This window comes from Parachitinimonas caeni (assembly GCF_030129945.1).
In the GTDB taxonomy this organism is placed as follows: domain Bacteria; phylum Pseudomonadota; class Gammaproteobacteria; order Burkholderiales; family Chitinimonadaceae; genus Parachitinimonas; species Parachitinimonas caeni.
Map to the genome: position 1 here is coordinate 28,113 of NZ_JARRAF010000012.1, position 23,365 is coordinate 51,477.

Below are 23,365 nucleotides of genomic sequence, written 5' to 3' on the forward strand. Positions count from 1 at the left end.
TGGGGTGATTGGGAAGCGTGGCAATGAGTTGATCAGCGCCCATTCGTCAGGGCCAATACCCGGATCAACAGTCAAAAGCCCGCATTGCAGCGGGCTTTTGATTTGAACGCCAATCAAATGCGCAATCAAATAATTTCTAGAAAAACAGAATATCCTTGGTGACTCTGCTGCCGGTAATCTGCTTGATTGCATCGACACTGAAGTAATTCACACTACCCAGCGACTGCCCTAACTCATTGAAATACTGATCTTGTACCGTAAGCGCTTTTAGTTGCAGCGTGTAGAGCATTTTCAGCACGGGGTCGTCGCTATTGGGGTCCAGCCAGTCGGCGGTGATCAAAGGCTGCATAGCCGGGCGATCTGCCTGAACCAGCCAGACTTTTGAGGCCGAGGCAATCCAGACAAAATTACGCAGTTTGTAATTGCCGTCATTTACCGAGAAATTACTATCTGCGCCTTTCCCGCCATTTTGCTCTACAAATTGCGCGTCATTCGGATATTCCTTGGCGTGGAAAACAATACCGAAATCCTTAAGGCCATCGTGCTCGAATGAAAAAATATGGCCATGAAACAGATCGTTTTTTGAAAAGCTGATCTGATAGCCTTTCTGAGCCATTCCGGTGCGAATCGTGTTGAATACTTGCTTGAAGTAGCGTTGCACCGATTCATCTTTGAATTGCCAAGGCTCATGGCCGCCACCACTTCCCCAGTTTTTAACTTTGAGCGGTACCGACACGGTCAATCGGCCGGTTTGGTCCTGCCAGCCGTTCTTCAGGGTTTGTAGAAAGCCGGCACGATCCATTCCCATGGGCAAAGGCAGTACGCTGCCCAGACGCTGTGCGTAAGCGCCGCCCTCCTGTTTGATCATCTGATCCAATAAATTGGCGGCCAAAGCATTTCGCTCTGATGCGAGGGCCGGTTGCCAAGCCAATGAGGCCCAAAGTAAAACGCCAAGACCGCTGCTTGCTGCTTTAAACATGCTTCTTTTCTTTCGTTTGAAAACATTGATCGGGTAAGCACCCGGGAAAATCCTCCGACGCACGGCCTGGCCGGTGTGGGGGGGGCGTGCGCCGTCTCGCTTACTTTTGCTTGAGCGCGGCGACGGATAGCCCGGATGCAACGAAGGTGAGCCCCGCTCCGATATTCAGGCCGGCAATGACACGCGGACGACCTTTGAGCCAATCGGAGAGCCGGGATGCCGACATGCCCATGGCCGCGAAGCCCATCGCCGTCAACAGCGCAAACCAGACGCCATAAATCAGCATCTGGATAGTCACGTCGCCCCTTGCCGGGTTCACAAATTGTGGAATAAACGCCAGGACGAACAGCCCGGGTTTGGGGTTGAGCGCTGCAGATAGAAAGCCCGTGGCGAAAATATGGCCAAGCGGCTTGTGCGCCGCCGGGGTGAATTCAATCAGGCTGCGTGCGCGCAGTACTTTGAAACCAAGGTACAGCAGGTAGCCGGCACCAATCAGCTTGACCAGCCAGAAGGCAATTGCGGAAGTCTGCATCAACAGCGTCAGGCCGAAGGTGGCGGCGGCAACATGGAACAGGATGCCCGCACCGGATGACAATCCGGAAATCAGCGCAGCGCGCCAACCCTGGCTCAGGCCACGGCCGATGGCCAGCAAATTGTCCGGACCGGGGGACAAGACAAGCAGAATGCAGGCAAGGGTATAAGCCAACCAGATTTCAAATGGAAACATCGCGAGTCCTCTGTAGTGGATTGAGCGCTGCTGACGTTTCAGCGACGGGGTGGGTTGTTTTCATGCCAGCCCCTGCATGGGCGATACAGGTGGGCCCAAACCCCGCTGACATTGGCAAGCCGAATGTCAACAGAACCTAGGCTCTGTTGACGTAAGGTTTGCAGATCGCGTTTCGCCGGAAAACGGCCTGAAACGCTAAACCGCGCTTACCCTGCCTCGCCCCGCCCCAAAACTCGGCCAGGCGCGCCTGTAAACCTTACGTTAACAGAACCTAGTGTGCCGGTAACCAGCGCAACAGTTTACGTAGCACTCTGGGGTGGTTCAGCAGCGCCATGTGGTTCATGCGACAGGCGATCCACTGCGCCTCTTCCGCGAAGCTCAGGCTGCGTGAAGGATCGGTGTGCTGACCTAGTGCGCTAGGAAGCAACACCAGCCCGTCACCCAACAGGCGGGCCATCAGATCATTGCGTCGCGGGGCGGTGGTTGCGGCAATCGTGTGGCAGGCAACGCCTTCCGGTAGCGGCAGATGGCGCCGTTGGTCGGGTATGCGCTGGTATCGATCCTGGCCGTGCCAGTCTTCCGCCAGCACATGACCGTGACGCAAGTCGGTGATGCCTGCGCTACGGACCTGTCCTAGATTGGCGAACGGCGCGGCATAGGGCAGTTTGCGCAAGATGCCTTCCAGCCAGTTGCCGGCTTGTTCCAGCGGTGCGCCATGATGTGGCGTGCCCAGAAAGACAATATTCTTGAGCCGTTCCGGCCAATGCATGCCGGCCTGCTGTGCTTGATACACGGCACTGCGTATCAGGAGCCCGCCCATGCTATGGGCAAGCACAGAGATTTCCTGCACCGGCGTGGCCCAGTAGTCATGCAGGGTTTCGAGCTGGTTTGCCAGCTCCCAGCCGTTGTCGGAAATGTGCAAGCCGGAGTTGTAGCGCAGGTAAAGCGGCGTATAGCCGCGCGTCTTGGCCAGAACGCTGCCGTAATCATTGGCACCATCGTGATAGCCGGTATGCCATTGCAACTCGCTCATGCATAGGCCGTGAATCAGCAGCAGCACCTTGCTGCTGGCGACGTCAGGGTCGGGTGGTGATCGCCAGTCTATGGCCTGACCTTCATAACGGATGCTCATGCGGGTAGCCAGTGGATTGTTGGTCGCCGCCAGCTTGTCGCCCATGACACCATTCAGGGCGGCGATTACTGATTCCCGTTGTGGACTGCCATCCTCACAGGGGAGATCAGGCTCGATCAGTGTTAATACGCTATCGACACCACTGCCCACCATGCGCGTCAGTTCGTTGAAGGTTCGATAAAACATCCCGGTAATGCCTCGCGCTTGGCCGGGTTGTTCCCCGCCACGAAAACCGAGAGTGCTCCAGAAAGTCTGATGCAGTTCTTCTGCAATCTGGCTGGCGCCGAGCACTGCCTGGGTGGTCAACTGGGCGGCAGCGCGCAGATCGCTGGGGTGTAAATGTTTGCCTGAGCGATAGGCTGCAAACTTGCTCATGGTCTATTGTCTCCTCTTATTCGACCAGAACCTCCCACCCCGATGCAGGCTAAGCTGCCTTAGCGACGCGGAGAGTTCCGGTTGGCCCCAATACAGGCTCCTTTGAAAAAGAACCCTGGTTTTATGCGGGTTCCGAGACTGATCCTACTCGCCTGAAGCCACTTAAGCATCTACTGATGCATGCTGCGGTGCAGCGATCCGACGGCTGATTCGCCAGTCTGTCGGGCGGTCTGGCGAACTCTTTCTGAGGTCGAGGTACGATGTAGCGGAGGGATGATTGATGGCGCTGCGGCCCGAATGGCGTGTTTTGTTGTATCGACTGTTGTTTATGCAATTGACAATAAATGTATGAAAAATCAATTAATTAACGCTGGCTTGAGGCGTTTTTTATAAAAGAGTCATGGCCGATTGCGGCGCAAATTGTGCTGAATAGGACATATGTGTAAAATATTGGTCCGAAAGAATTTGGTTTCGTCAAGTGTGGCTTGTGCTGTATCGCAGCAAGACTTTATTCCCGTACCTGGTTTTATTCCACAGTTGTCGGTGGTTTTGTGTTTTCGATTACTTCTATTGATATAGCTGATATTTTTATGAATTGATGGGTGGGTATAAAAATAAATGCTGTGACGTTGGCGGAAGACAGTGCTTCCGCATTTTTAAGAAAGGGTAATTAAAATGAAAAAGCTACAGGCCGGTTTTACTTTGATTGAGCTGATGATCGTAGTGGCGATCATCGGTATTCTGGCTGCGATTGCCATCCCCCAGTTCAGTGAGTATCAGAAAAAGGGTCAGGACAAGGCTGCTCAGTCGGATGCCCGTAACTTTCTGACAACAGCCGCTGCCAATACATCGAGCTGATTGTTTGAAATTTCCGGCTTCAAAGCCTAACAAAACAAGGGATTTAAAAATGGAAAAGAAAACCAAACTGGTTATTCTGGGTGGTGTGGTTGCGCTGAATGTAAGTGGTGCTATTGCCGCTGATTTTGAGATTGGCGCGAAGGATGCTGAGCGTTCCAAGAAATTTGAAGCGTCTGCTACAGGTTTTGTAGTAAATGAATTTACTTTTACTGCTTCGAAAAATGTGGGTCTGATGGCCAATGAAGGCAAGACTGCAATTTCGGTACAGGCAGCCAATATCAAGGGTTCGCGCATTTTCGGCGGAAGCAGCAACGGTGGTGGTGGCATCAAGGCTTGCAAGGATGAGAGTGTTGCCAATCCTGAACCGAAAAAACCAACTACTGAAAACGACGGTTGCGCTTGATTAGCTTAAATCGACTCAGCTAGTTATCTGGCAGGCCAAACTGCCAGTCAGGACTGATTGGGTAGATCGAATCTGCCAAATTTGAAAAGGGAAGTGAGCGACGGTATGGCGTTTGCCAATGCTGTTCGCCAGCTTCCCTTTTTCTATGGCGCTGCAGCCGGCGCTTGGTCAGGTCTTCCGTCCTTGCTGTTGCCTGTGGGAGGAGGCGCGTGTGTCGGACTCATCAGGAACAATCTGGATTATCTAATATAAGGCAGGTAAGGCAGGGGCCGCGACGGATCGCTTTTACCTTAAAAGACCATGAAGCAAGTATGAACCGATTTTAATAAAAATGGTAAATAACAAGCGCTTACCGTTGTGGAAGTGATTGGCTACTTATTGTTACACATGGTTTCGAATATTGTATGACAGTGTTTGTGTCTGTAAGCTACGCAAACATCATTTTTCTGCAGGTTGATTGGGTTTTGCTTAGTTCAATAAATTAACGCATTGAAACTATTTTGCATTATAAAGCTATGGGATTGTTTTATCTCATGGCGGCATGGTTTCGCCTGTAGGAAATGACTCTATTTTTTAAGTAAAGGATTTAGAAGTGAAGAATCTGCAAAAAGGTTTTACCTTGATTGAGTTGATGATTGTGGTGGCGATTATAGGCATTTTGGCTGCAATTGCTATTCCTCAGTTTTCCGAGTATCAGAAAAAGGGTCAGGATAAAGCTGCTCAATCCGATGCGAGGAATTTTCTGACGGCAGCTGCAGCAAATACTTCAAGTTAAAAGCATCTATTTTGGGTGTGAAGTGACGTTTTGAAATCGGTTAGGGATGATGGTTGATGGAAAAGCATACAAAATTAGTTATTGCCGGCGGCGTGATGGCGCTGAATCTGGCCAGCAGCGTGGCATTGGCCGAGGTGTCCATCGAGGCGGCTGACACGACTCGTGATGCAACCTGGGCGGTATCTGAAGGCGGGTTCGTGACGCATGCGTTTACCTTCAAGGTGTCGAACAACGTTGGCTTGCAAGCCAAGGACAGCGAAACGGCGGTTGCTGTGCAGGCTGCCAATATCAAAGGTACGCGCATTTTTGGTGGCAGCAGCAATGGTGGTGGTGTTAAAGATTGCTCGAATGCCAGTATCGATAAGCCGTCCCCCAGCATGCCAAGCCCGGCGGAGGATGGCTGTAAGCAGTGATGCGCACAATGTCGCAAAAGTAGCCCGGCGTGTTGCAGCCACTTTGGCTGCAACACTCTCGCAACCCTGCCATGGGTACTGCCCTCGTGGTGCTGGTGCTTTCCCCGGCGTGATCTATCGTCAATTGTCAGGTTCAATGTGAGCTTGCCATTGCTGATAATTAGCGAGAGACATGCAAAATCACAAAGTTGTTGCGATTCTTTTCCTCGGTGGTGTCATGGGGGCTTTGGCCTATGCTTGTGGCCCGGAGTTCTACCAACTGCTGTTTGATCGAGGCCAGAGCCTGAAGGCGCCGATCAATATCGATTTTGCTGCAGAAGTGCAGCGTCAGAACGCCAAAGCGCTGACATTCAAGTATTCCCCCGATCTTGCTGAAGCCCCATATTCCCCGCCCGATGCGCCTGCACCACCAACGCCACAGGAACAAGCCGAACGGGCCGGTTTGAACCAGGGGCTGGTGGCACAACTAAAAGCGGCCCGCCAAGCCAAGACGGGAGAGGCGGCGCTCATTGCGGGTAAGGATTTGCCGGCAGCCATACGCCTGTATGTGGCGGGTGCGGTGGAGTTCAATCGTACTGATGCGGCTTTGGGTTGTGGTGACGACGATTCTGAAGAGGAAGAAGACGCGTCAGCGGACAAGCCCAAGGTCAAGCCGCCGTGCGATCGCACGCAGCAAACCACCATGCTGCGCAATGCAGCCCAGTTCTTCAAACAGGTGCTTGAGCTGCCGGCCAAGGATCAGTCGAGTCGTTCGGTATGGGCGGCTTTTATGCTGGGCCGTACCTGGGCACGTCTTGGCGAGGATCAGGCCGCAGCGCAATCCTTCCAGCAGACTCGCCGACTGGCCCGAGAAGGGATGCCCGATCCGTTGGGGCTGGCGCTGTCCAGCCTGGGGGAGGAAGCCCGGCTTCTGCTGAATCAGCAGAAGCTGCCGGCAGCGCTTGCTCTCTACAACGAGCAGGCGGCGCGAGGCTCCGAATCGGGGCTAGGGTCGTTACGGCAAATTTCCCGCGAATTATTGCGCTTGCCCCAATCTGAACTGAAACAACGGCTGGCAGAGCCGGCGATATTGAATCTGCTGGTGAATTACGCGCTGGGGTTTAGCGACGATATTACGGTCAGCCGGCGGATGCCCGAAGACCGGCCGAAGACTGAACGGGAGGCCGGTTCACCTTATCAGAACTTGCTGGCAGCGGTGGATATCCGCCTTGCTGCGAAGCATCCGCAGGCAGATCGATTGGCTGCGCTGGCTTACGATCTGGGCCGTTTCAGCCAGGCCGAGCAGCTGAGCCAGGGTAGCAAAACACCGATGGCTCATTGGGTTCGGGCCAAGCTGGCTTTGCGACAGGGCAAGATTGCACAGGCAGCCAGCCACTATGCGGTGGCGGCGAAGGCTTTCCCGCAAGTTGATGGTATGCCCACCGATAGTGCCAAGCGCTTGCAGGGTGAGCAGGCAGTGTTGACGCTGTCTCGTGGCGAGTATCTGAACGCGCTGACCCAGCTCTACAGTGTGGCCGGTCATTACTGGCTGGATGTTGCCTATCTGGCCGAGCGGGTGGTGACCGTGGAGGAACTGAAGGCATTTGTGGATGCCAAGGTGCCTGAGCCACCCCTGCCCAGCCTTGAGCAGATTGGCAAAGGCGTGTACGCCCGTCCGGATGCCGGGGCGATCTGGCCTGCCGTGAGTCCTGCGGCTCAGTTGCGTGACCTGCTGGCCAGGCGGTTGATGCGAGCAGGCCGCTACGACGAGGCGCTGACCTACTTCCATGCCGATGGCGACAAGCGCTTTTTTGATCCAGACATCCGGGAACACGCCAAGGCGTATGCGGATGCCCGGCGTGCGGCAGATCGGGCCTGGAGCAGGGTAGGCAAGGCGGAAGCGCTGTTTGCTGCGGCTACATTGGCCCGCCGGGAGGGGATCAGTTTATTCGGCTACGAGCTGGCGCCTGATAGCTTCGTCAGTGGCGGTGACTATGAAGAGCCATCGCTGCCGGTGGAAAAGAGCCCCTATCTGGGCAAGGAGGAACTGAAACGGGTCAAGGCGACGGCGCCGAAGGTCGAGGAGCGCTATCACTACCGCTATCTGGCAGTCGATCTGGCGCTGCAGGCAGCTGATACCTTGCCCACTCGTAGTCAGGCTTATGCGGCGGTGCTGTGCCGGGCCTCAGGCTGGATGGTGGATCGCGACCAGGAGTTTGCCTGGAAAATTTATCAGCGCTATGTAAAACATGGGCCGCGGGTTGCCTGGGCTGCCCGCTTCGGCCGGCAATGCGTGGACCCGGATTTCAGCGGCGCTTCGCGCCATGTCTGGCGAGAACACTGGCGTGCCGGCAAACGCTGGATCAAACAGCACAAGGTGTTTGCTGGGGGAGCCGGTCTACTTGGCATGGCAGGCGTAGCCACTGGCGTTTGGTTGTTCATCAGGCGCAAGCGACGAAGCAGCGTGCCAGTGCCGCCGACAGCCAGTCAGATCTGATCGGAATTACGGGCGGCCGCTTGGGGGGCGTTTGCCAGGCTAGCGGCGGCCTTTCGGCAAGGCTGCTGGATGGCCTCCGCATGAGTGGCCTCAACTGCCTGATATCTAGCCGCTCCGATCCGCGACACGGCCGACATTCCGATCAGTCATAGTCTCCTGGCGAAAGCGTCAGAAGCCTACATTCTAAAGTTCTGTTGACGTAAGGTTTGCAGATCGTGTTTCGTCGGGAGACGGCGTGGAACAAGGTGTAGAGCGCGCCGCATAGTCATTCTATGCAAGCGTTCTGCAATACCAGGCCAGGCTGTTTTTCGGCGAAACCCTTCGTCCCCGCAAGGGGGCCGTGGCTGTAAGCCACTTTTCGGCATCCGCCACGGCCTACTCCTTGCGGGTATAGCCCTGCCCCAAAACTCGATCCGGCACGGCGGTAAACCTAATGTCAACAGGACCTAATCATCTGGCAGCAATGACTGGCCGCCAGCGCAATCTGCGCGACCAGACCCTCCTCGCCTGCTGATCTATCCCCTCTCGCTCCGACTGGCACTTGGAGAAGTGCTGTCCGCACTTTGCTGCAAGTCATCCCACCAAGCAGGCAATGCTGAACTCTGGACTGGCGATGGCGTGATCTTGATCGCGCCTAGCTGGAAGGTGCTGGCAGGCGCCGGCAGAGCCGGGTGCTGTTGCGTCTGCAACATGCACTGGTGCGGCTTATTTGTTTGGCAATAAGGCAAGCGGCTGATTTCATAAGCATTGCGGATATTTGTACTGTCAGGGTTGTTGTTGGACATTCCAATCAAGGCAAGCACGGTTACAATTGCTTACATATTTTTCAAATATGGCGAATTTGTCGGACGGAAGTGCCTGGGTTCTGCTGACGTCAACAGAACCTGGTTTGCGCTGCGTTCTGACTGGTTTTGCCGAGCTTCGCTGAGTCGGGATCTGTCTGCCGCCAGACAAGGCCAACCAGCATTGCCGAGACAGCAACGTGACCCTGATCATTTCTTCCTTATTGCGCCGCCAGCGCGACGTTTTACACCGCCCTGGCTTTGCGGCCCTGAGCCGACATTGCCATCCCGACAATCGACGCAAGCGCCTCAAGATGTGGCTGCGATGTCAGCTCTGGTCGGCCACAAGCCGCAGCTGGTTTGAATTTCTGCAAGGGCATCCGGTGTGGGCTGAGTTGTCGAACCGGAGTCCTCGCTTGCTGGAAAAACTGCATCGACCCCTGCTGCGCCGTGGTTGGGGGATGCGAAGGCGTCTGCAGGTTTTGCGTGGTCACTATCAGCTGACCGGGCGGTTATTTCATCTGCGTACCCTGCAGGCCATCTACTTGCAGCCAGGCTTGTTGTTGGCCAGTTTCGACAGTGGGCAGGGGGAGTATGAGTTATGGCTGGCTGGTGCCGGCCGTAACGAGAAAGAGGGCGAGCTGGGCCTGTATTGGCGTGATCGGTCGGATGGCTTGTGTCTGGCGCAGCTGAGTTTCAGCTTGCTGGAAGCGCAGGGGGGCTGCTGCCTCTACCTCGGCGGTCTACAAGGCCCGGCTGGTGAGGCCGCCAGGGAGCGTGTCCGGCTGGCGGGCAAGCATTGTCACGGCTTGCGTCCGAAGCGGGCGGTACTTGAGGGTTTGTTTGCCTTGGCGGCTCATATTGGCGCCACTGAAATCCGGGCGGTTTCCAATCGCTACCATGTGTGCCGCAGCTGGCGTGTGCGTCGCGTGGTCCAGTGTGACTACGACGCTTTCTGGCAGGAACTGGGTGCCACACTACACCCAGATGGTGACTTTCTGCTGCCGTTGCAGCCACTCTGTCGTTCGGCCGATGAGGTTGCTACCCGTAAACGGGCCGAACATCGCCGCAGGCAAGCATTGCTTGATCACCTGCATTCTCAGACAATCCGCCTCCTACAATCAAACGCCTGAGTGTATGGCAAAAATACCCATTGAAAACGTCGGATTGTCTATCAATAAAGAAGCAAGGCCCACGAAGTCTGAGGTGCGTTATAAGGGGTTGATTTCAAAACCATCTGCACAAGCAGGGATCTTTGGGTGGGGTTGCAGGCAAGACAAGTCAGTATCGGATGAGGGCGACACATCAGGGGCGGAAAGGCTGCGACGAGACCAGAAGGTTGAACGTGGCAGATTGTCCTCTCATCCAAATGCGGGAGCAGATGGGGCTGCGACGCAAACGGGGTGCAGGTGGGTGGTACCGCTTTCACGCCACCCGGTCTTGGTTATGACAGCGCCACAACGCACTGTCACTCAAGACACCCGTCACCGATGCAACCGCCCTGGTATCAGGGTCCGGCCGTGTTCAAGCGATGTCATGGGCAAGGCCGGCTGCCAGGGTTGAGATAATCCATGCTGACTGCTTTCGAAATCGGCCTTAGTGCCGGTGCCAATTTCAATGGCTGGGATGACTTCATCGCCAGCAACCTCACGCCAATCGGCTTCTATATAACGGGTTTGCCGCCAGCCGAACGCGACCTGCTGATCGAGCAGGTTCGTCGTTCGCGCTGGTGGGATCGCCCGGTTTTCTGCGGCAGTGATGAAGGGCTATCCCCTCTGGTTGATGGCGGTGTCAGCCCGGATGACGCCTACGCCGCTGCCGAAAGAATCCAGACGGTGCGCGCCAGCCTGCGGCTGGACCCGGATGGTCTGGTCCGAGAGGAGCGGCTGCTCTATTACCTGTATTTGCGCGAAGCCAGCGAGCTGCATCCCTTGCTGGATCGGCAGGCGCACCTGCTCTATCGCTACCCGGTTGCTGAAGCGCTGGCCATGCCGGGTGATCAGGTTGATGCCTGGATCACCGGCCTGACACGCCGCAGTCTGCTCGAACCGGTTGCCGTGGTGGACCGTACCCGCCATTGCCGGCAGTGCACCGGCGCCCATCTGCACTATCTGGATGTCTGTCCGCATTGCAGCAGTCTGCAAATCCGCAAATCAGCCTCACTGCACTGCTTTACCTGCGGCAATGTTGCGCCCGAGGCGGATTTTCACGATGAGAAGGGCCTTGGCTGCCCCAAATGCAGCGCCCGTTTGCGTCACATCGGCGTGGACTACGACCGGCCGCTTACCCAGTACGCCTGTGCGGCGTGTCACCACGTTTTTGTTGATGCTTCGATCGTTGCCCGGTGTCTGGACTGCCAGACCGTCGCCGATCCGGGAGAGCTGGACGTGCGGGAAGTGGCGACGCTACGGGTGACACCACATGGTCGTGCTGTCCTGCGCGCCGGTCAGATCGAGGAGTCGTTCGCTGCACTTGATCTGCCCAACAGCGTGGTACCCAACTACTTCAAACGGCTGGTGGACTGGGCCCTGGCCGCACAACAGCGGCACCCGATCATGCAGTTCGGCCTGGTGCTGATCGAGTTTGAAGATGCCGCCGGTCTGGTCGAGACATTGGGTGCGCCACGTGCATTTTTATTGCTTGATGAGTTCGCACGTCGTTTGCATGAGCTGTTACGGACCTCGGACGTTACCACCCGCACCAGTGAAAACCGGCTGTGGCTGTTTTTGCCGTTTTCATCGATTGCCGGCTTCATTGCGAGATTGCAGCGCGTGTTGCAGGAGCAGTCGCAGGCGCAGATGCTCAAGCTGCGCATCCGTAGTCTGGATACCCCGCTGGAAGTTGCGGGCTGCACCAGCGCGCAGGCCTTGATGCAAAGACTGGAGGAGCAGACATGATTCTCGAAGAAGCCATCTTCGCCTTTCAGCAGATGCTGTCTGTCAGCAGCGAACGCACCTGGCTGGAAGTTGCCCTCAAGTTCTTCCCGTTTGCCCTGTTGCTCGAACTGCCGATGTTCGTGCTGGTGGTGCTTGGCATTGTGCGTTATTCGATTCGCCAGTTGCGTCCGCATAAGCAGCGTGAGCGTTATCCGAAGGTCAGCTGCGTCATTACCTGCTATTCGGAAGGTGAGGACGTCATCAAAACCATCCAGTCGCTGGCCTGGCAGGAATACCCGGGGGTGATCGAGATCATTCCGGTGATCGACGGCGCCATCCAGAATGCCCCGACGCTGGCAGCGGCCAAATCTTGTGAAGCCGAGTTGAAGGACATCCCACGTCGCCACCTGCTGGTCTTGCCAAAGTGGCAGCGTGGCGGCCGGGTGTCTTCGCTGAATTCCGGACTGCAGTTTGCGACTGGCGAAGTGGTCATGGCGCTCGATGGCGACACCAGCTTCGACAACGATATGGTGAGCAACGTCACCCGCCACTTCGCAGATCCGAATGTGGTTGGGGTGGCTGGATCGTTGCGAGTGCGCAATGCCGCCAAATCGTTGGCGACCCGCATGCAGGCTTTGGAATACATGCTGTCGATTGGTGCCGGCAAAACCGGGTTGTCGGAATTCAACCTGGTCAACAATATCTCCGGCGCCTTCGGCGTGTTCCGGGCCAGCTTTCTGCGCAGGGTAGGGGGCTGGGATGCCGGTACCGCAGAGGACCTGGACCTGACACTCAGGCTCAAGCAGTACTTCGGCCGGCACAAGGGGTTGCGTATCGTGTTCGAGCCGCATGCCATCGGGCATACCGATGCCCCCGACACCTTCCCGATTTTCTTCAAGCAACGCCTGCGCTGGGAAGGGGATCTGTTCTACCTGTTCGTGCGCAAATACCGCTTTAATTTGCGGCCGGGTTTACTCGGCTGGCGCAATTTCCTGTTCACCTTGCTCTCCGGGCTGTACCTGCAGCTGGTGATGCCCTTTGTCATCGTTGCGTATACCGGGGTTCTGCTCTGGACCATGCCACTCGGTATGGTGCTGGGCGTGATGAGCTTCGTCTATCTGGTGTATCTGGCCGCGCTGGCAATCTTCTTCGGTCTCTACGTGGTCGGCGTGTCGGAACGGCCGCGTGAGGATGCGCGTTACCTGCTTTTTCTGCCGCTGTTCCCGCTGTTTGCGTTCGCAGCCCGTGTGCATTGCTCGCTGGCAGTGCTGACCGAGATCTTCTTCAAGAGCCATCTCGACTCTGCAATGGCCCCCTGGTGGGTGCTGAAAAAAACCAAATTCTGACCGCTATGATCCGACGCATTCTGATCAGCCTGCTGGTTGTGGGGATCTCACCGGCTCCGGCGCTGACATTGCAGCAGCTGGAAGCGTTGGCACGCGAGGCCGCGCCCGAGCAGCGACTGGCCGCCCTCGAAGCCGAGGCCTTGCAGCATCGGCTGGATGCCGCTCAGGCGCAGGGCAATGCCCGTCTGGTGGGTGGGGCTAGCCTGGCAGATACCCGCGAGTCGGTTTCCGAAACCGAGATACGAGACTACCGCCGCAGCAATCTGCAGCTGGGAGTGCGCTGGTCGCTGCTGGCCGCTGCCCGCGAGCGCGAACAGGCCAGCAACACTGCCCGTACTGCCCTGCAGCAGGCCCGGCTCAACGAGCAGGAAGTGCTGCAGACCGTTTTACGCCAATTGCGCCGCGCCTATGCCGAGGTTTGGCATATTGGCGAGCGGGTGCGTCTGTCCCACCAATTTCTACAAAGCGAAACGGTGGCACAAGGCTGGTTGCGCCTGCGCATGCGGGAGCACTTGTTGCTGGAGTCGGATCGCCTGAGTTTTCAGTCGATGTTCGATCTGGCAAGGCGAGAATTGGTCAGGCATGAGGCCGCCCAGGCGGATGCGCTCGGCGTGCTGCAACGCCTGACCGGGCAGTCGTTACAGCCATTTGTGGCGCAGCCCTTGGGCTTGCAGCACGAGTGCGTGAGTCTGGAGCAGCTGCGGGCAGAGATTTCGCAACGCCCTGCGGTGGCGCAGGCTCAGGCCGAAGTGGCCTTACGCCAGCAACGTGTGCAGGAGGCCAAAGCTTCCGGGATGGATGCAGGGGTATCGCTGGTGCAGTCGCTGAGCAGGGATATCGGCGGCCCCTCCGGGCGTTCGACCGGCGTGACCGTAGACTTCACCCTGCCGCTAGGGGATGGGCCTGTACGTCAGGCGCGGCGGGCAGCGGCATCGGCGGAACTGCAGCGCGCCCAACTGCTGCTCGATACCCGTCTTGCGGATCTGCAACGGGAGCTGACCCAGACCCATGCGACGCTGACCGTAAGGTTGCGCGACATGGTCAGCTCCCGCACGCAACTCGATGCCGCACAGGAGGCCTGGCGCATCGCTGAGCTGCGTACACATAGCCTCTACGGTGATGTGCTGGAGCGCGAATTGCAGACGCGGTATGCGTTGTATCAGGCGGCCATGGACTACAGCCGGGCCCGTCAACGCCAGGATGAAGCCGTCATCGACTGGCTGGCGCTGGCGCCAGCCGACGTGAAATGCCCGGCGGCAACCGGGCTGCCACCGCTGCCAGACACCTTGTTTGTAGCGTTGGCGAAGGCTGTGTCGCTGCAACCGGCGCCCCAGACTTCGTCGCTTGCGCCACAGCAGACCGTGGCGACTACCGCCAGCCTGGGCTTCTTTGACTGGAATGGCCGCGCCTGGTTGCAACGCACGGCGCCTTGGTCTGCACTGCCGCCGGGAACCGGGCGCCTGTCCTTGTCGTTTACCGCAGAGCAGGTCAAACGCATGGCCGAACCCAAAAATGCCTGGGTGGTGCGGCAGATGCTGAACAATGCCCGGCAACGCGGCATACGGGTCGAGTGGTTGCTGGGTGATCCCGAGTGGGTGCAACCGGCTGGCCGCCCGGCTTTGTTGGCATTGTTGCGGCAGTTATCCGGCTTTCAGTTTGATGCGGTCAATCTGGATCTGGAACGCAGTCAACTGCCGGATGCAGCGCAGGCCGACTGGGCTGAGCAGGTCATCGACACCCTCCACGAGGTCCGGCAGACCGTGAGCTGGCCTGTCGTGCTCACGACCCATCATCGCGAATTTGCCGACAAGGTTTGGGTGCAGCGCCTGCTGGATGCTGGCCTGAGCCAGGGGGTTGCCATGATTTATGTCAGCGATCCCGAACGCGTGGTCGAGATTGCCCAGCCTTTATTGCAAGGCCCATTACCGCTAGCCATCGCGCAAAGCGTCGAGTCGGCACTGCCCGGCACGGAGAGTAGCGCCACGCAAGGTCGGCGACTCGCCCTGACTCAATGGCAGCGGCTAGCCGGGCAACTTTCCAATCAATCAGGATTTCTCGGGGTGACGGTGCAGTCCTGGAAGCATTTCCAAGAGGCCAAGCCATGAAAATCCGTTTTGATCTCCCCCCCACCTCGTCGCAGGAGTCGAACGGCATGGCGGTTCGGTATGCTGCCGCCAAGCGGCAGGTGCCACGCTGGCGCTGGTATCTGCTGCTGGCCCTGGTGATCATGCCCCCCCTTTATCTGGCCCTGCGCTTTGTGATTGCCTACTGGTGGGAGCCCGCGCCGGCGTTTGTCACTTTGCAGGACGTGGTGGTCAAGGCCGGGGTTTCAGGCCGGATTGCCCAGATTCAGCAACCGGGCGTGCGTCTGAATGCGGGCGACCCGGTGGGCAAATTGCAGACCCTGCCGGTCGAGGCAATACCTGAGATTCCGGACAACCCGCAGCCTTCGCAGGTATCGCCTGCCCAGCTGGACGTGGCACGGGCATCGCTGGCCCTGGCCGAGCGGCAGCTCCAGCTGCGTAATCAGCATCTGGAGGCGGTACGGCGTTTGCTGGCTGCGGGTGCTGCGACCGCAGCGGAACTGGCCAACGCCCAGGCCATGTGGTCGGGTGCCGAGGCTGATCGCATTCGCGCGGCGCGTGACCTGGCTGACTTACGCGGGGCATCGTCGCGGCGGGTGAGCAATCTGCCCAAACCGATCAAGCCCCTGCCACCGGTGCAGCCCCCCCTGGGCGTGGCGCCAGTGAGCGGCGAGCTGTTGCGATTGTTGGTGCGGCCGGGCGAGTGGGTGACCGAGGAAACCGAAGTGGCGCTGCTGCGTGGCACGGCCGAGCCGCGCATCATGGCCTATATCCAGCCTGCAGAAGCCCGCTATGCCAAGCTTGGCAGGGCAGCCACCCTCCGTTTTGCCGATGGCGGACAGTTGCCGGCGCATGTGGTGGCGATTGCGCCTGAGACGCAACGGCTACCTGCAGACCGAACTGCCCAGCTGATGCCACGTGGTCAGGCGATTGTCGTGACCTTGCAGCCCGACCAACCCCTACCGTTGCGCTATCGCATTCATCAACTGCCTCTGGATGTCCGCTTCGATCAGATCTGGCCCTGGCAGCAATAAGTTCAACAATTTCATTTCAAATTTCATTAGTCCGAACTAACAAAGCCCGGCCATGATGGCGCCGGGCTTTTGCATGGGCTGACACACCAGCGTCATCAGCGTGGTTTGGGGGGCTGTTCGCCGCCTGCCGGGCCGGGCATGGCATCGGACACCGCCACCAGCTGGCATTTGGCCGAGATTTTTTCTCCGCGTGGGGTGGCGATCTGCACCACGGCGCCAGCAGCCTTGCCACGACAGGCGTCCAGCGCTTCCCGTGGCGGTGGTGGGGGCGGACGATCGCAGCCTTCACGCGGCCCTTGTGGTGTACCAGCCGTGGCAATGGTGAAGCTGCTGGCCAAGGTCAGAGCGAGTAATCGTAGAAAGAAGTGCATGATGAATCTCCTGTCTGGTTGGGTTTGGGTAAGGGCCGATTGGCTATCCACTGAGCACCACTTTACGCCCTAACTGTGGATCAATTCGGGAGAGCGGCAACGGATTGTTGTGCGGAATGGCTTGGCGTAATGCGGCCACTGCCGCAAGATGAACCCAAGCTTATTTATGGAGAGATGGAGAGGCTTGTGTTACCTAAACGTCCGATGATGTTGTATGTGTCGCTAGGCTTGGTGATGCTCACCACGCTGTTGGGGGCGGTTTGCCACTATTTTTATCTAGAGGCGATGTTCGCACGTAGTCCAGGGTCTGCCGGCTTGATGGAGGGCCTGGGCAAGCTGGGCATTGCCGCAATGGCCTTCGGCGGTGGCGGCTTCTGGCTGAGCGTAACCGGGGTTTTCTGCTGGTTGGCCTGGACAGGCCGGAACTGGGCCCGCATCACCATCCTGATATTCATGGGGATGATTGTGATGGCTGGCGGGCCGATGAAGATCCTGATGGCGTTTGCATTGGATCGTCATGCATTGATGGGGGCCTATCTGGTGGTGTGGCTGCTAGAAATGGTGGCCTTTGCCTGTCTGTTGCTCCCGGCATGCAATCGTTGGTATCGCGAGGTCAAACAGGCTGCCGCGCAGGTGGGTTCTGACGCAAAGGCTGATTCCCAATCGGAACCCGTCTAGGTTCTGTTGACGTAAGGTTTACAGTCGCGCCGGGCCGAGTTTTGGGGCGGGTCTATACCCGCAAGGGGTAGGCCGTGGATGGTAAGGGGCTAAAGCCCCAACCACCACGCACGGCAGGGTAAGCGCGGTTTAGCGAGCTAAATAAGCGAACCCTAACGACGCCCCGCCCCGCAGGGTTTCACCGGAAAATGGCCCGGCCCTGTGTTGCAGAACGCTTGCATAGAATGACTATGCGGCGCGCGCTGCGCTTTGTTCCAGGCCGTTTTCCGGTGAAACGTGATCTGCAAACCTTAGGTCAACAGAACCTAGACCTCAAAGCGGTAGCCAACGCCGTAAACCGAATGAATGACTTCCCGTTCCGGCAGGTGTTCTGCAATCTTGCGGCGCAGATTTTTTACATGGGTATCGACCACGCGGTCGAATACATCTGAAGCGTCGGTATACGCCAGCTCGATAAGCTGGGCGCGGGAAAACACCCGGCCCGGCTGGCTGACCAGATACCGCAGCAGCTGGAATTCACGCGGCGTCAGATCCAGCAGATTGCCGGCACAGGCAATGCGCTGGCTGGATTCGTTGACGGTGAACAAGGCTGACTCGATCTGCCCGCTGGCTGGGGCGGGCCGGCTGCGCTTGAGCAAGGCATGCACCCTGGCGACCAGTTCGCGAGGGCTGAAGGGCTTGCACAGGTAGTCGTCTGCACCCACCTCGAACCCCAACAATCGGTCGATCTCTTCAACCCGCGCCGTCACCATGATGACCGGCAGGCTGGAAAATGCCCGCAATTCCCGGCAGATGGCGACACCGTCTTTTCCTGGCAGCATCAAATCCAGTACCAGCAAGTCCGGGGCGGCCTCGTGAATGGCGGGTAGTACCGCCTCGCCGTGGTCGATGTGCCGGGTTTGGTAGCCCGCCTGATTCAGATAGGCCAGCATGACTTCAGCAATGCGCGGTTCGTCTTCGACCAGCAGGATGGAGGCTTGGTGGGGCATGGTGGGGGATGTCCTGTTCTGAGTGGTTCTTAGGCAATTGCCATTATTCGTGTAATTGGGGCAGCCTGACGACCACACGCAGTCCGCCTAATGGCGAGGCTTCCGCGTGGACGCTGCCGCGGTGGGCTTCGACCAATGCCTTGACGATGGCAAGCCCCAGACCGCTGCCGCCCGACTCGCGCTGGCGTGAGCCTTCTACCCGGAAAAAACGATCGAACAGCTTATCCAGTGCGGCCGGGGGCACGCCGGGCGGAGAGTCGTCCACAGCGATTTCGACCCAACCGCCATCGGCGCGTGCCGACAGCCGGACTTCGCCACCGACATCGGTATACCGGGCCGAGTTTGCCAGCAAATTACCAATGACCCGTGCCAGACGCAGGCGGTCGCCCTTGATCTGACTGCTGACAGGGGCTTGGTTATCCTGGCTGAAACGCAGATCCATCTTGCGAAAGCGGGCATCGAAACTGTTCGTGGCGGTTTCGATGATCTCTGCCACAGCAATCGGCTCCATCCGATATTGCAGCTCGCCCAGATCGGCACGGGCCAGCTCGTGCAGGTCATCCACCAAGCCGTTCAACTCGCTGATGGCGCCCAGCAAGACTTTATAAGACTCGGGCGAACTTGGCATGACCCCATCAGACATCGCTTCGATCCGCGCCTGCAGAATAGCCAGTGGCGTGCGTAGCTCGTGCGAAGTGTCGGCAACCCACTGCCGACGCGAATGCTCATGCGCCTTCAGGGTGCGGGCCATGGCATTGAAGGCATGGGCCACCTGACCGATTTCGTCGCGCCGGTTTTCTGCCAGCTGTACCTCGAAGTCGCCTTTGGCCAATTGCCGGCTGGCATCGGCCAGTGCAGCGATCGGCTTTTTAACATGGCGTGCCAGAAGCAGGGCAGCCCCGGCTGATGCCAGCAAGGCTGCCAGCGCGATGCCGAACAGATTGCGGCTCTGGCTGCTGATGAAGGCCACGCTCAGCTCGTTGTGGTCGTCGATCTGCGGTTGCAAGGCCATATAGCCGATGAGGCGGCTGGGGCTGGAGGCATCAGGCTGCCATTGCAACGGCTCTCTCGGGCCATTGAGTGCCTTCGGGTTGCCGGTGATCAGGCTGCCATCGACATCCAGTACCGCCAGTCGGCGCAATAATCCCAGCCGGTCTGGCGGCGGGGGGCGGGTGCCGGGGGGCGGTGGACGGTCGCGCCCTTCGAAGTCCGGGCCCTGACGATCGGGCGGTGGACGATCCGGCCGCCCGTCACCGGGGCCATCAAAGGGTGGCGGTGGCCGGTCGCGCCTCGCATTGCCTGGGCCATCGGGAGGAGGCGGGCGGCCATCATGGTAGGGGGTCTGCCAGTCTCCCAGATTGTCGGCCGTTGGCCGGGACCTGGCGTTTTGAGGGGGCGGTGGCGGGGGCATGTCGTCTTGCGCATCATTCCGCGTGGTGTTCTGTTCAGCCAGCTGGCGACGTACCCGGCCCATCATTTTGACCAGCGCATCCGGATCATCACGCAGGAACTGCCAGCTCTGGTGATCAGCGTAAGCCTGCTTCAACGTGTCGGCCACAATGCCGAGCCGACCCAGTTCAACTCGCGTGACGTACAGGTCGAAGCCATGACCCAGGCTGATACGGGTGGCAATGGCCATGGTGATGACCAGCGCAATCGAGGTCGTGACCAGTGCGGCGAAGAATGTATGAGAAATCGAGCGGAACATGGGTGGCTTCCGGCAGTGCCGTGTGGCGGGCTCCTGTTGTCAGAAGCCCGGATCAATCGAGTAGGCTGCAGAGCTTGCCATTCATGGTGCTCTTCAGCCAACAGAGCCTAGCGAATCCGGCTTACCTTGCGACTGACGCTGCTACCGTCAATCTGTGCAGAGACTGTCGCGCTGCTGGTTGAATCGAACTGCATGGTGGCGCTCCCGGCGACCGTACTGCGGGCATTGGCCGGATTGAATACGCTGCTGCCGGTACCACCGGCAAAGCGGTAGACCGTGCCGGAGAGGGTAGTGCTGCTGCTCCAGCGGGCATCAAAGACCCCATACCAGGCCGGGCTGCCTGCCCCGTCGTAGCCCAGGAAGAACATCAGACTGCTGCTGTTGTCCTGATAGAACGATACGCCCCAGGTCGGGTTGCTGCTGTCTATCCATAAGCCACTGTAGTTGGCAGTCGGGCTGGTTGTGCCGGTGCCTGTGCCAGAACCAGTGCCGCCTGTACTGCTGCCGGCTTTGCCGCGCAAACAGCCAATGGTGTAGGGGTACTCCCAGGTGGCATGGTAGTGGTACATCACCACGTTTTTACCATCCCAGTCGATTTCATGGGTATGGCCGTGGCATTCGTCCAGATCGGCATTGGTCAGGGTCTCGCCATTCTGGCCGTAGTGCCCATATATGCCGAAGCCGTCGATGGCATAGCCCAGCAATGGCGAATGGCCGCCACTTGGCTTGTCTTCCAGGCAGGTGGTGATGCTGTGATAGTGATAGGCGCCGCTACGTTCGGGGTGTCCCTGACAGCTATCCTGCAATTCGTAGGCCACCGCATCGCGACCGCCGGCATCCAGGGCGTTGAAGACATAGGAGCCAGACAGTAGAACGCCAATCGGGCCCATGTTCAGACAGGCCGGTGTGGCCGAGGCTTCGGGGTTGAGTGTGAGGTTGTAACTGAGATTCTGGCTGCTGATCCGGTTGGGATTGCGGTCATACTGATAAGCGTCGTCGGTTGTCGCGACCGGGTAAGTCCCGGTGGGGTGGCTGGGCAGATCGTTGCCAATAATCTTGCGCACGCCGTTGCTCACGCTGAGGGTGAACTGGCTAGGCCAGCTGACAGCGCCATCAATGATCGGTTTGGCGTTGAGATTATAAGTACCGTCACCATTTATCCATTTGCCGGTAGCAAACGCGCCACCGCCATTGAACTGGGTCTGACATGAGTACACCGCCCCGCGCTGCGGCGAGGTCGTGACTTTGTTGCCAATTGGCAGGCGGGTCAGATCAACTCCCGCTGCAGCAGCATGCTCGGTAGCGCCATGTGCGTGGGCTGCAGAAGTGGCGAGGGCGGCGATCAGGCTGGTGATCAGACTCACAATCAAGGGGCGCTTGAAGTCAGGGTGGTTCATGGCGGTCTCCGGTGTGTTGGGGGGATGTCGCCATCTTTCTCCGTAAATGTGGCTCAATTATGGGGAGCACCGCTAACACGCTATTTTGCAAACTATTTTTGAGCAGTCTGCCCTGATCTTGCCGGGCAGATTCTTGATCTTTGCCACACTTGCCCGAGCAGATTTGCCATGAATAATCCCTTGAATCGCTTGCCGCGCATCGGCCCGCTAGGTCATCTTGTGCCGTTTCTTACCCCGTATCTGGGTCGATGGCTGGTGGCGCTGCTGGCGCTACTGGTGGCCGCTGGTGCCACGCTGGCACTGCCGGTTGCCTTCAAATACCTGATCGACCTTGGGTTTGCCCAATCCAGCAGCGGACATATTGATCGCTACTTCCTGGCCTTGTTCGGCGTCTCCCTGGTGCTGGCGGCTGCAACGGCGATGCGCTTTTACATGGTGTCCTGGCTCGGCGAACGGGTTACCAGCGATATCCGCAAGGCGGTATACAGCCATGTGCTGCGCATGAGCCCGCAGTTCTTCGAAACCACGCAGACTGGCGAAGTGCTGTCCCGTCTGACCACTGATACGACCTTGGTACAGACCGTCGTCGGGACCAGTCTGTCGATGGGCCTGCGCAATCTGTTCCTGCTGGTGGGGGGCGTGGTGATGCTGACGATTACCAGCCCCTATTTGAGTGGCTACATCGTTGCTACCTTGCTGCTGGTGGTCGTGCCTATCCTGCTATTCGGCCGCAAGGTGCGCAAACTGTCCAAAGCCAGTCAGGACCGGGTAGCTGATGCCAGTGCCCTCGCCGGCGAAGTGCTCAACGCCATGCCGACGGTTCAGGCCTTCACGCAGGAGGATTACGAGATCCACCGCTTTGCCGGTTCGGCCGAGACCGCCTTCCGCACCGCTCTGGCCCGCATCCGTGCTCGCTCCTGGCTCACGGTCGTGGTTATCGTGCTGGTTTTTGCCGCCATCGTCTTCGTGCTATGGCTGGGCGCCCAGGCAGTATTGGCGGGAAAAATGACAGGCGGTGAGCTATCGCAGTTCATTTTGTATGCCGTGGTGACGGCTGGGGCAATTGGTGCGATTGCCGAAGTCTGGGGGGATTTGCAGCGCGCGGCCGGTGCGGCAGAACGTTTGATGCAGCTACTGTCCTTGCGCTCACCGGTCGAAGAACGGACGCCCCCCGCGCCGCTACCCCTGACGGGAGAAGGGCTGCGGCTGGAGCAGCTGAGTTTTCATTACCCCTCGCGACCTGAACAAAATGCCCTGAATGAACTCTCCCTGTTGATCAGGCCGGGTGAGCGGGTAGCCTTGGTGGGACCATCGGGCGCCGGCAAGACATCGGTATTCCAGCTGTTATTGCGCTTTTATGATCCGCAGCAAGGCTGTATTCGTCTGAACGGGGTGGATATTCGCGAGCTGGCTTTGCAGGAATTACGTCGCCACATCGGGGTGGTGTTGCAGGAGTCGGTGATCTTTGCGGGCAGCGTGGCTGACAACATCCGCTATGGATGCCCTGAAGCAACGCTGGCCGAGATACAGGCAGCGGCTACCAAAGCGGCTGCTGCCGAGTTTATCGAAGCCTTGCCGCAAGGCTACGACACCTTCCTGGGGGAGCGAGGGGTTCGCTTGTCTGGCGGGCAGCGTCAGCGCATCGCCATTGCCAGAGCCATTCTCAAGAATCCGCCGATTCTGCTGCTGGATGAAGCAACCAGTGCATTGGATGCCGCCAGCGAGCGCCTGGTGCAGGCTGCGCTCGACAATGCAGCGCAAAACCGCACGACTCTGGTGATCGCCCACCGCCTGGCCACGGTGCTACAGGCAGACAGGATTGTCGTGCTCGAAGCCGGCCGGATTGTCGCCATCGGTCGCCATGCCGAGCTGATCGAAACGTCTCCCCTGTATGCGCAATTAGCATCCCTGCAGTTCGGGCTGGCGCATTGATGGGTTAGCGACCCGGCCACCGTTGGCGTT

Annotated in this window: 17 protein-coding genes and 2 pseudogenes; 12 read left to right on the forward strand and 7 right to left on the reverse strand. The window is 58.4% G+C overall.

Annotated features, from left to right (window positions below):
• Nucleotides 1–136 precede the first annotated feature (136 nt).
• From PZA18_RS11855 to PZA18_RS11865, 3 genes are all read right to left on the reverse strand, one after another.
• Nucleotides 137–979, reverse strand: coding sequence for a hypothetical protein (locus PZA18_RS11855; protein ID WP_284101058.1), 843 nt, complete (start codon nucleotides 977–979; stop codon nucleotides 137–139).
• A gap of 100 nt (nucleotides 980–1,079) precedes the next feature.
• Nucleotides 1,080–1,706: a LysE family translocator gene (locus PZA18_RS11860; RefSeq protein WP_284101059.1), complete on the reverse strand. Its 627-nt coding sequence runs from the start codon at nucleotides 1,704–1,706 to the stop codon at nucleotides 1,080–1,082.
• 271 nt (nucleotides 1,707–1,977) lie between these two features.
• On the reverse strand, nucleotides 1,978–3,213 hold the full coding sequence (locus PZA18_RS11865; RefSeq protein ID WP_284101060.1) for an esterase/lipase family protein: 1,236 nt from the start codon (nucleotides 3,211–3,213) through the stop codon (nucleotides 1,978–1,980).
• A 675-nt stretch (nucleotides 3,214–3,888) separates the two neighbouring features.
• Between PZA18_RS11865 and PZA18_RS11870 the strand changes: the two are divergent.
• The 10 genes and pseudogenes from PZA18_RS11870 to PZA18_RS11915 all read left to right on the forward strand — a co-directional run.
• Nucleotides 3,889–3,985 (forward strand): annotated as a pseudogene (locus tag PZA18_RS11870) (prepilin-type N-terminal cleavage/methylation domain-containing protein); the annotation flags it as partial.
• A gap of 135 nt (nucleotides 3,986–4,120) precedes the next feature.
• Nucleotides 4,121–4,474, forward strand: a complete 354-nt coding sequence (locus PZA18_RS11875; protein ID WP_284101061.1) for a hypothetical protein — start codon at nucleotides 4,121–4,123, stop codon at nucleotides 4,472–4,474.
• Nucleotides 4,475–5,066: 592 nt separating this feature from the next.
• Nucleotides 5,067–5,183: pseudogene (locus tag PZA18_RS11880) on the forward strand (prepilin-type N-terminal cleavage/methylation domain-containing protein); the annotation flags it as partial.
• 122 nt (nucleotides 5,184–5,305) lie between these two features.
• Nucleotides 5,306–5,662 (forward strand): hypothetical protein, encoded by a 357-nt coding sequence (locus PZA18_RS11885; RefSeq protein ID WP_284101062.1) that lies wholly within the window; start codon nucleotides 5,306–5,308, stop codon nucleotides 5,660–5,662.
• A 172-nt stretch (nucleotides 5,663–5,834) separates the two neighbouring features.
• A complete protein-coding gene (locus PZA18_RS11890; RefSeq protein WP_284101063.1) occupies nucleotides 5,835–8,138 on the forward strand; it encodes a tetratricopeptide repeat protein in 2,304 nt (767 codons plus the stop codon).
• Between the two features lie 982 nt (nucleotides 8,139–9,120).
• Nucleotides 9,121–10,053, forward strand: coding sequence for a VirK/YbjX family protein (locus PZA18_RS11895; RefSeq protein WP_284101064.1), 933 nt, complete (start codon nucleotides 9,121–9,123; stop codon nucleotides 10,051–10,053).
• Nucleotides 10,054–10,491: 438 nt separating this feature from the next.
• Nucleotides 10,492–11,817, forward strand: a complete 1,326-nt coding sequence (locus PZA18_RS11900; protein WP_284101065.1) for a TackOD1 domain-containing metal-binding protein — start codon at nucleotides 10,492–10,494, stop codon at nucleotides 11,815–11,817.
• Nucleotides 11,814–13,142 carry a glycosyltransferase family 2 protein gene (locus PZA18_RS11905; RefSeq protein ID WP_284101066.1) on the forward strand — a complete coding sequence of 443 codons (1,329 nt, stop codon included), beginning with the start codon at nucleotides 11,814–11,816 and terminating at the stop codon, nucleotides 13,140–13,142. The genes PZA18_RS11900 and PZA18_RS11905 overlap by 4 nt, the downstream gene beginning before the upstream one ends.
• A 5-nt stretch (nucleotides 13,143–13,147) precedes the next feature.
• The gene (locus tag PZA18_RS11910) at nucleotides 13,148–15,247 is read left to right on the forward strand and encodes a TolC family protein (protein WP_284101067.1); all 2,100 of its coding nucleotides are present in this window, start codon (nucleotides 13,148–13,150) and stop codon (nucleotides 15,245–15,247) included.
• Entirely contained in the window at nucleotides 15,244–16,260 is a 1,017-nt protein-coding gene (locus PZA18_RS11915) for an HlyD family efflux transporter periplasmic adaptor subunit (protein WP_284101068.1), read from the forward strand. Before PZA18_RS11910 ends, PZA18_RS11915 begins: the two co-directional genes overlap by 4 nt.
• 95 nt (nucleotides 16,261–16,355) lie before the next feature.
• Here the strand turns inward: PZA18_RS11915 and PZA18_RS11920 are convergent, their stop codons facing one another.
• Nucleotides 16,356–16,631 carry a hypothetical protein gene (locus PZA18_RS11920; RefSeq protein ID WP_284101069.1) on the reverse strand — a complete coding sequence of 92 codons (276 nt, stop codon included), beginning with the start codon at nucleotides 16,629–16,631 and terminating at the stop codon, nucleotides 16,356–16,358.
• Nucleotides 16,632–16,817: 186 nt separating this feature from the next.
• Between PZA18_RS11920 and PZA18_RS11925 the strand changes: the two genes are divergently transcribed.
• Nucleotides 16,818–17,309 (forward strand): hypothetical protein, encoded by a 492-nt coding sequence (locus PZA18_RS11925; RefSeq protein WP_284101070.1) that lies wholly within the window; start codon nucleotides 16,818–16,820, stop codon nucleotides 17,307–17,309.
• A 305-nt stretch (nucleotides 17,310–17,614) separates the two neighbouring features.
• Here the strand turns inward: PZA18_RS11925 and PZA18_RS11930 are convergent, their stop codons facing one another.
• The 3 genes from PZA18_RS11930 to PZA18_RS11940 all read right to left on the reverse strand — a co-directional run bounded on the left by PZA18_RS11930 (nucleotide 17,615) and on the right by PZA18_RS11940 (nucleotide 21,403).
• The gene (locus PZA18_RS11930; protein ID WP_284101071.1) at nucleotides 17,615–18,298 is read right to left on the reverse strand and encodes a response regulator; all 684 of its coding nucleotides are present in this window, start codon (nucleotides 18,296–18,298) and stop codon (nucleotides 17,615–17,617) included.
• 43 nt (nucleotides 18,299–18,341) lie between these two features.
• Nucleotides 18,342–20,006, reverse strand: coding sequence for an ATP-binding protein (locus PZA18_RS11935; protein WP_284101072.1), 1,665 nt, complete (start codon nucleotides 20,004–20,006; stop codon nucleotides 18,342–18,344).
• A gap of 107 nt (nucleotides 20,007–20,113) precedes the next feature.
• Nucleotides 20,114–21,403, reverse strand: coding sequence for a YHYH protein (locus tag PZA18_RS11940; protein ID WP_284101073.1), 1,290 nt, complete (start codon nucleotides 21,401–21,403; stop codon nucleotides 20,114–20,116).
• Nucleotides 21,404–21,571: 168 nt separating this feature from the next.
• On the opposite strand from PZA18_RS11940, the gene PZA18_RS11945 reads away from it, so the two are divergent.
• Complete coding sequence (locus PZA18_RS11945) at nucleotides 21,572–23,335, forward strand: ABC transporter transmembrane domain-containing protein (protein WP_284101074.1); 1,764 nt, start codon at nucleotides 21,572–21,574, stop codon at nucleotides 23,333–23,335.
• Nucleotides 23,336–23,365 lie beyond the last annotated feature (30 nt).

Excerpts from the sequence above, each read along its gene's own strand:
- PZA18_RS11890 (WP_284101063.1), top strand. The coding sequence starts at position 5,835 with ATGCAAAATCACAAAGTTGTTGCGATTCTTTTCCTCGGTGGTGTCATG.
- PZA18_RS11910 (WP_284101067.1), top strand. The coding sequence starts at position 13,148 with ATGATCCGACGCATTCTGATCAGCCTGCTGGTTGTGGGGATCTCACCG.
- PZA18_RS11945 (WP_284101074.1), top strand. The coding sequence starts at position 21,572 with ATGAATAATCCCTTGAATCGCTTGCCGCGCATCGGCCCGCTAGGTCAT.
- PZA18_RS11865 (WP_284101060.1), bottom strand. The coding sequence starts at position 3,213 with ATGAGCAAGTTTGCAGCCTATCGCTCAGGCAAACATTTACACCCCAGC.
- PZA18_RS11935 (WP_284101072.1), bottom strand. The coding sequence starts at position 20,006 with ATGTTCCGCTCGATTTCTCATACATTCTTCGCCGCACTGGTCACGACC.
- PZA18_RS11855 (WP_284101058.1), bottom strand. The coding sequence starts at position 979 with ATGTTTAAAGCAGCAAGCAGCGGTCTTGGCGTTTTACTTTGGGCCTCA.
- PZA18_RS11905 (WP_284101066.1), top strand. The coding sequence starts at position 11,814 with ATGATTCTCGAAGAAGCCATCTTCGCCTTTCAGCAGATGCTGTCTGTC.
- PZA18_RS11860 (WP_284101059.1), bottom strand. The coding sequence starts at position 1,706 with ATGTTTCCATTTGAAATCTGGTTGGCTTATACCCTTGCCTGCATTCTG.
- PZA18_RS11885 (WP_284101062.1), top strand. The coding sequence starts at position 5,306 with ATGGAAAAGCATACAAAATTAGTTATTGCCGGCGGCGTGATGGCGCTG.
- PZA18_RS11915 (WP_284101068.1), top strand. The coding sequence starts at position 15,244 with ATGAAAATCCGTTTTGATCTCCCCCCCACCTCGTCGCAGGAGTCGAAC.
- PZA18_RS11920 (WP_284101069.1), bottom strand. The coding sequence starts at position 16,631 with ATGCACTTCTTTCTACGATTACTCGCTCTGACCTTGGCCAGCAGCTTC.
- PZA18_RS11900 (WP_284101065.1), top strand. The coding sequence starts at position 10,492 with ATGCTGACTGCTTTCGAAATCGGCCTTAGTGCCGGTGCCAATTTCAAT.
- PZA18_RS11875 (WP_284101061.1), top strand. The coding sequence starts at position 4,121 with ATGGAAAAGAAAACCAAACTGGTTATTCTGGGTGGTGTGGTTGCGCTG.
- PZA18_RS11930 (WP_284101071.1), bottom strand. The coding sequence starts at position 18,298 with ATGCCCCACCAAGCCTCCATCCTGCTGGTCGAAGACGAACCGCGCATT.
- PZA18_RS11940 (WP_284101073.1), bottom strand. The coding sequence starts at position 21,403 with ATGAACCACCCTGACTTCAAGCGCCCCTTGATTGTGAGTCTGATCACC.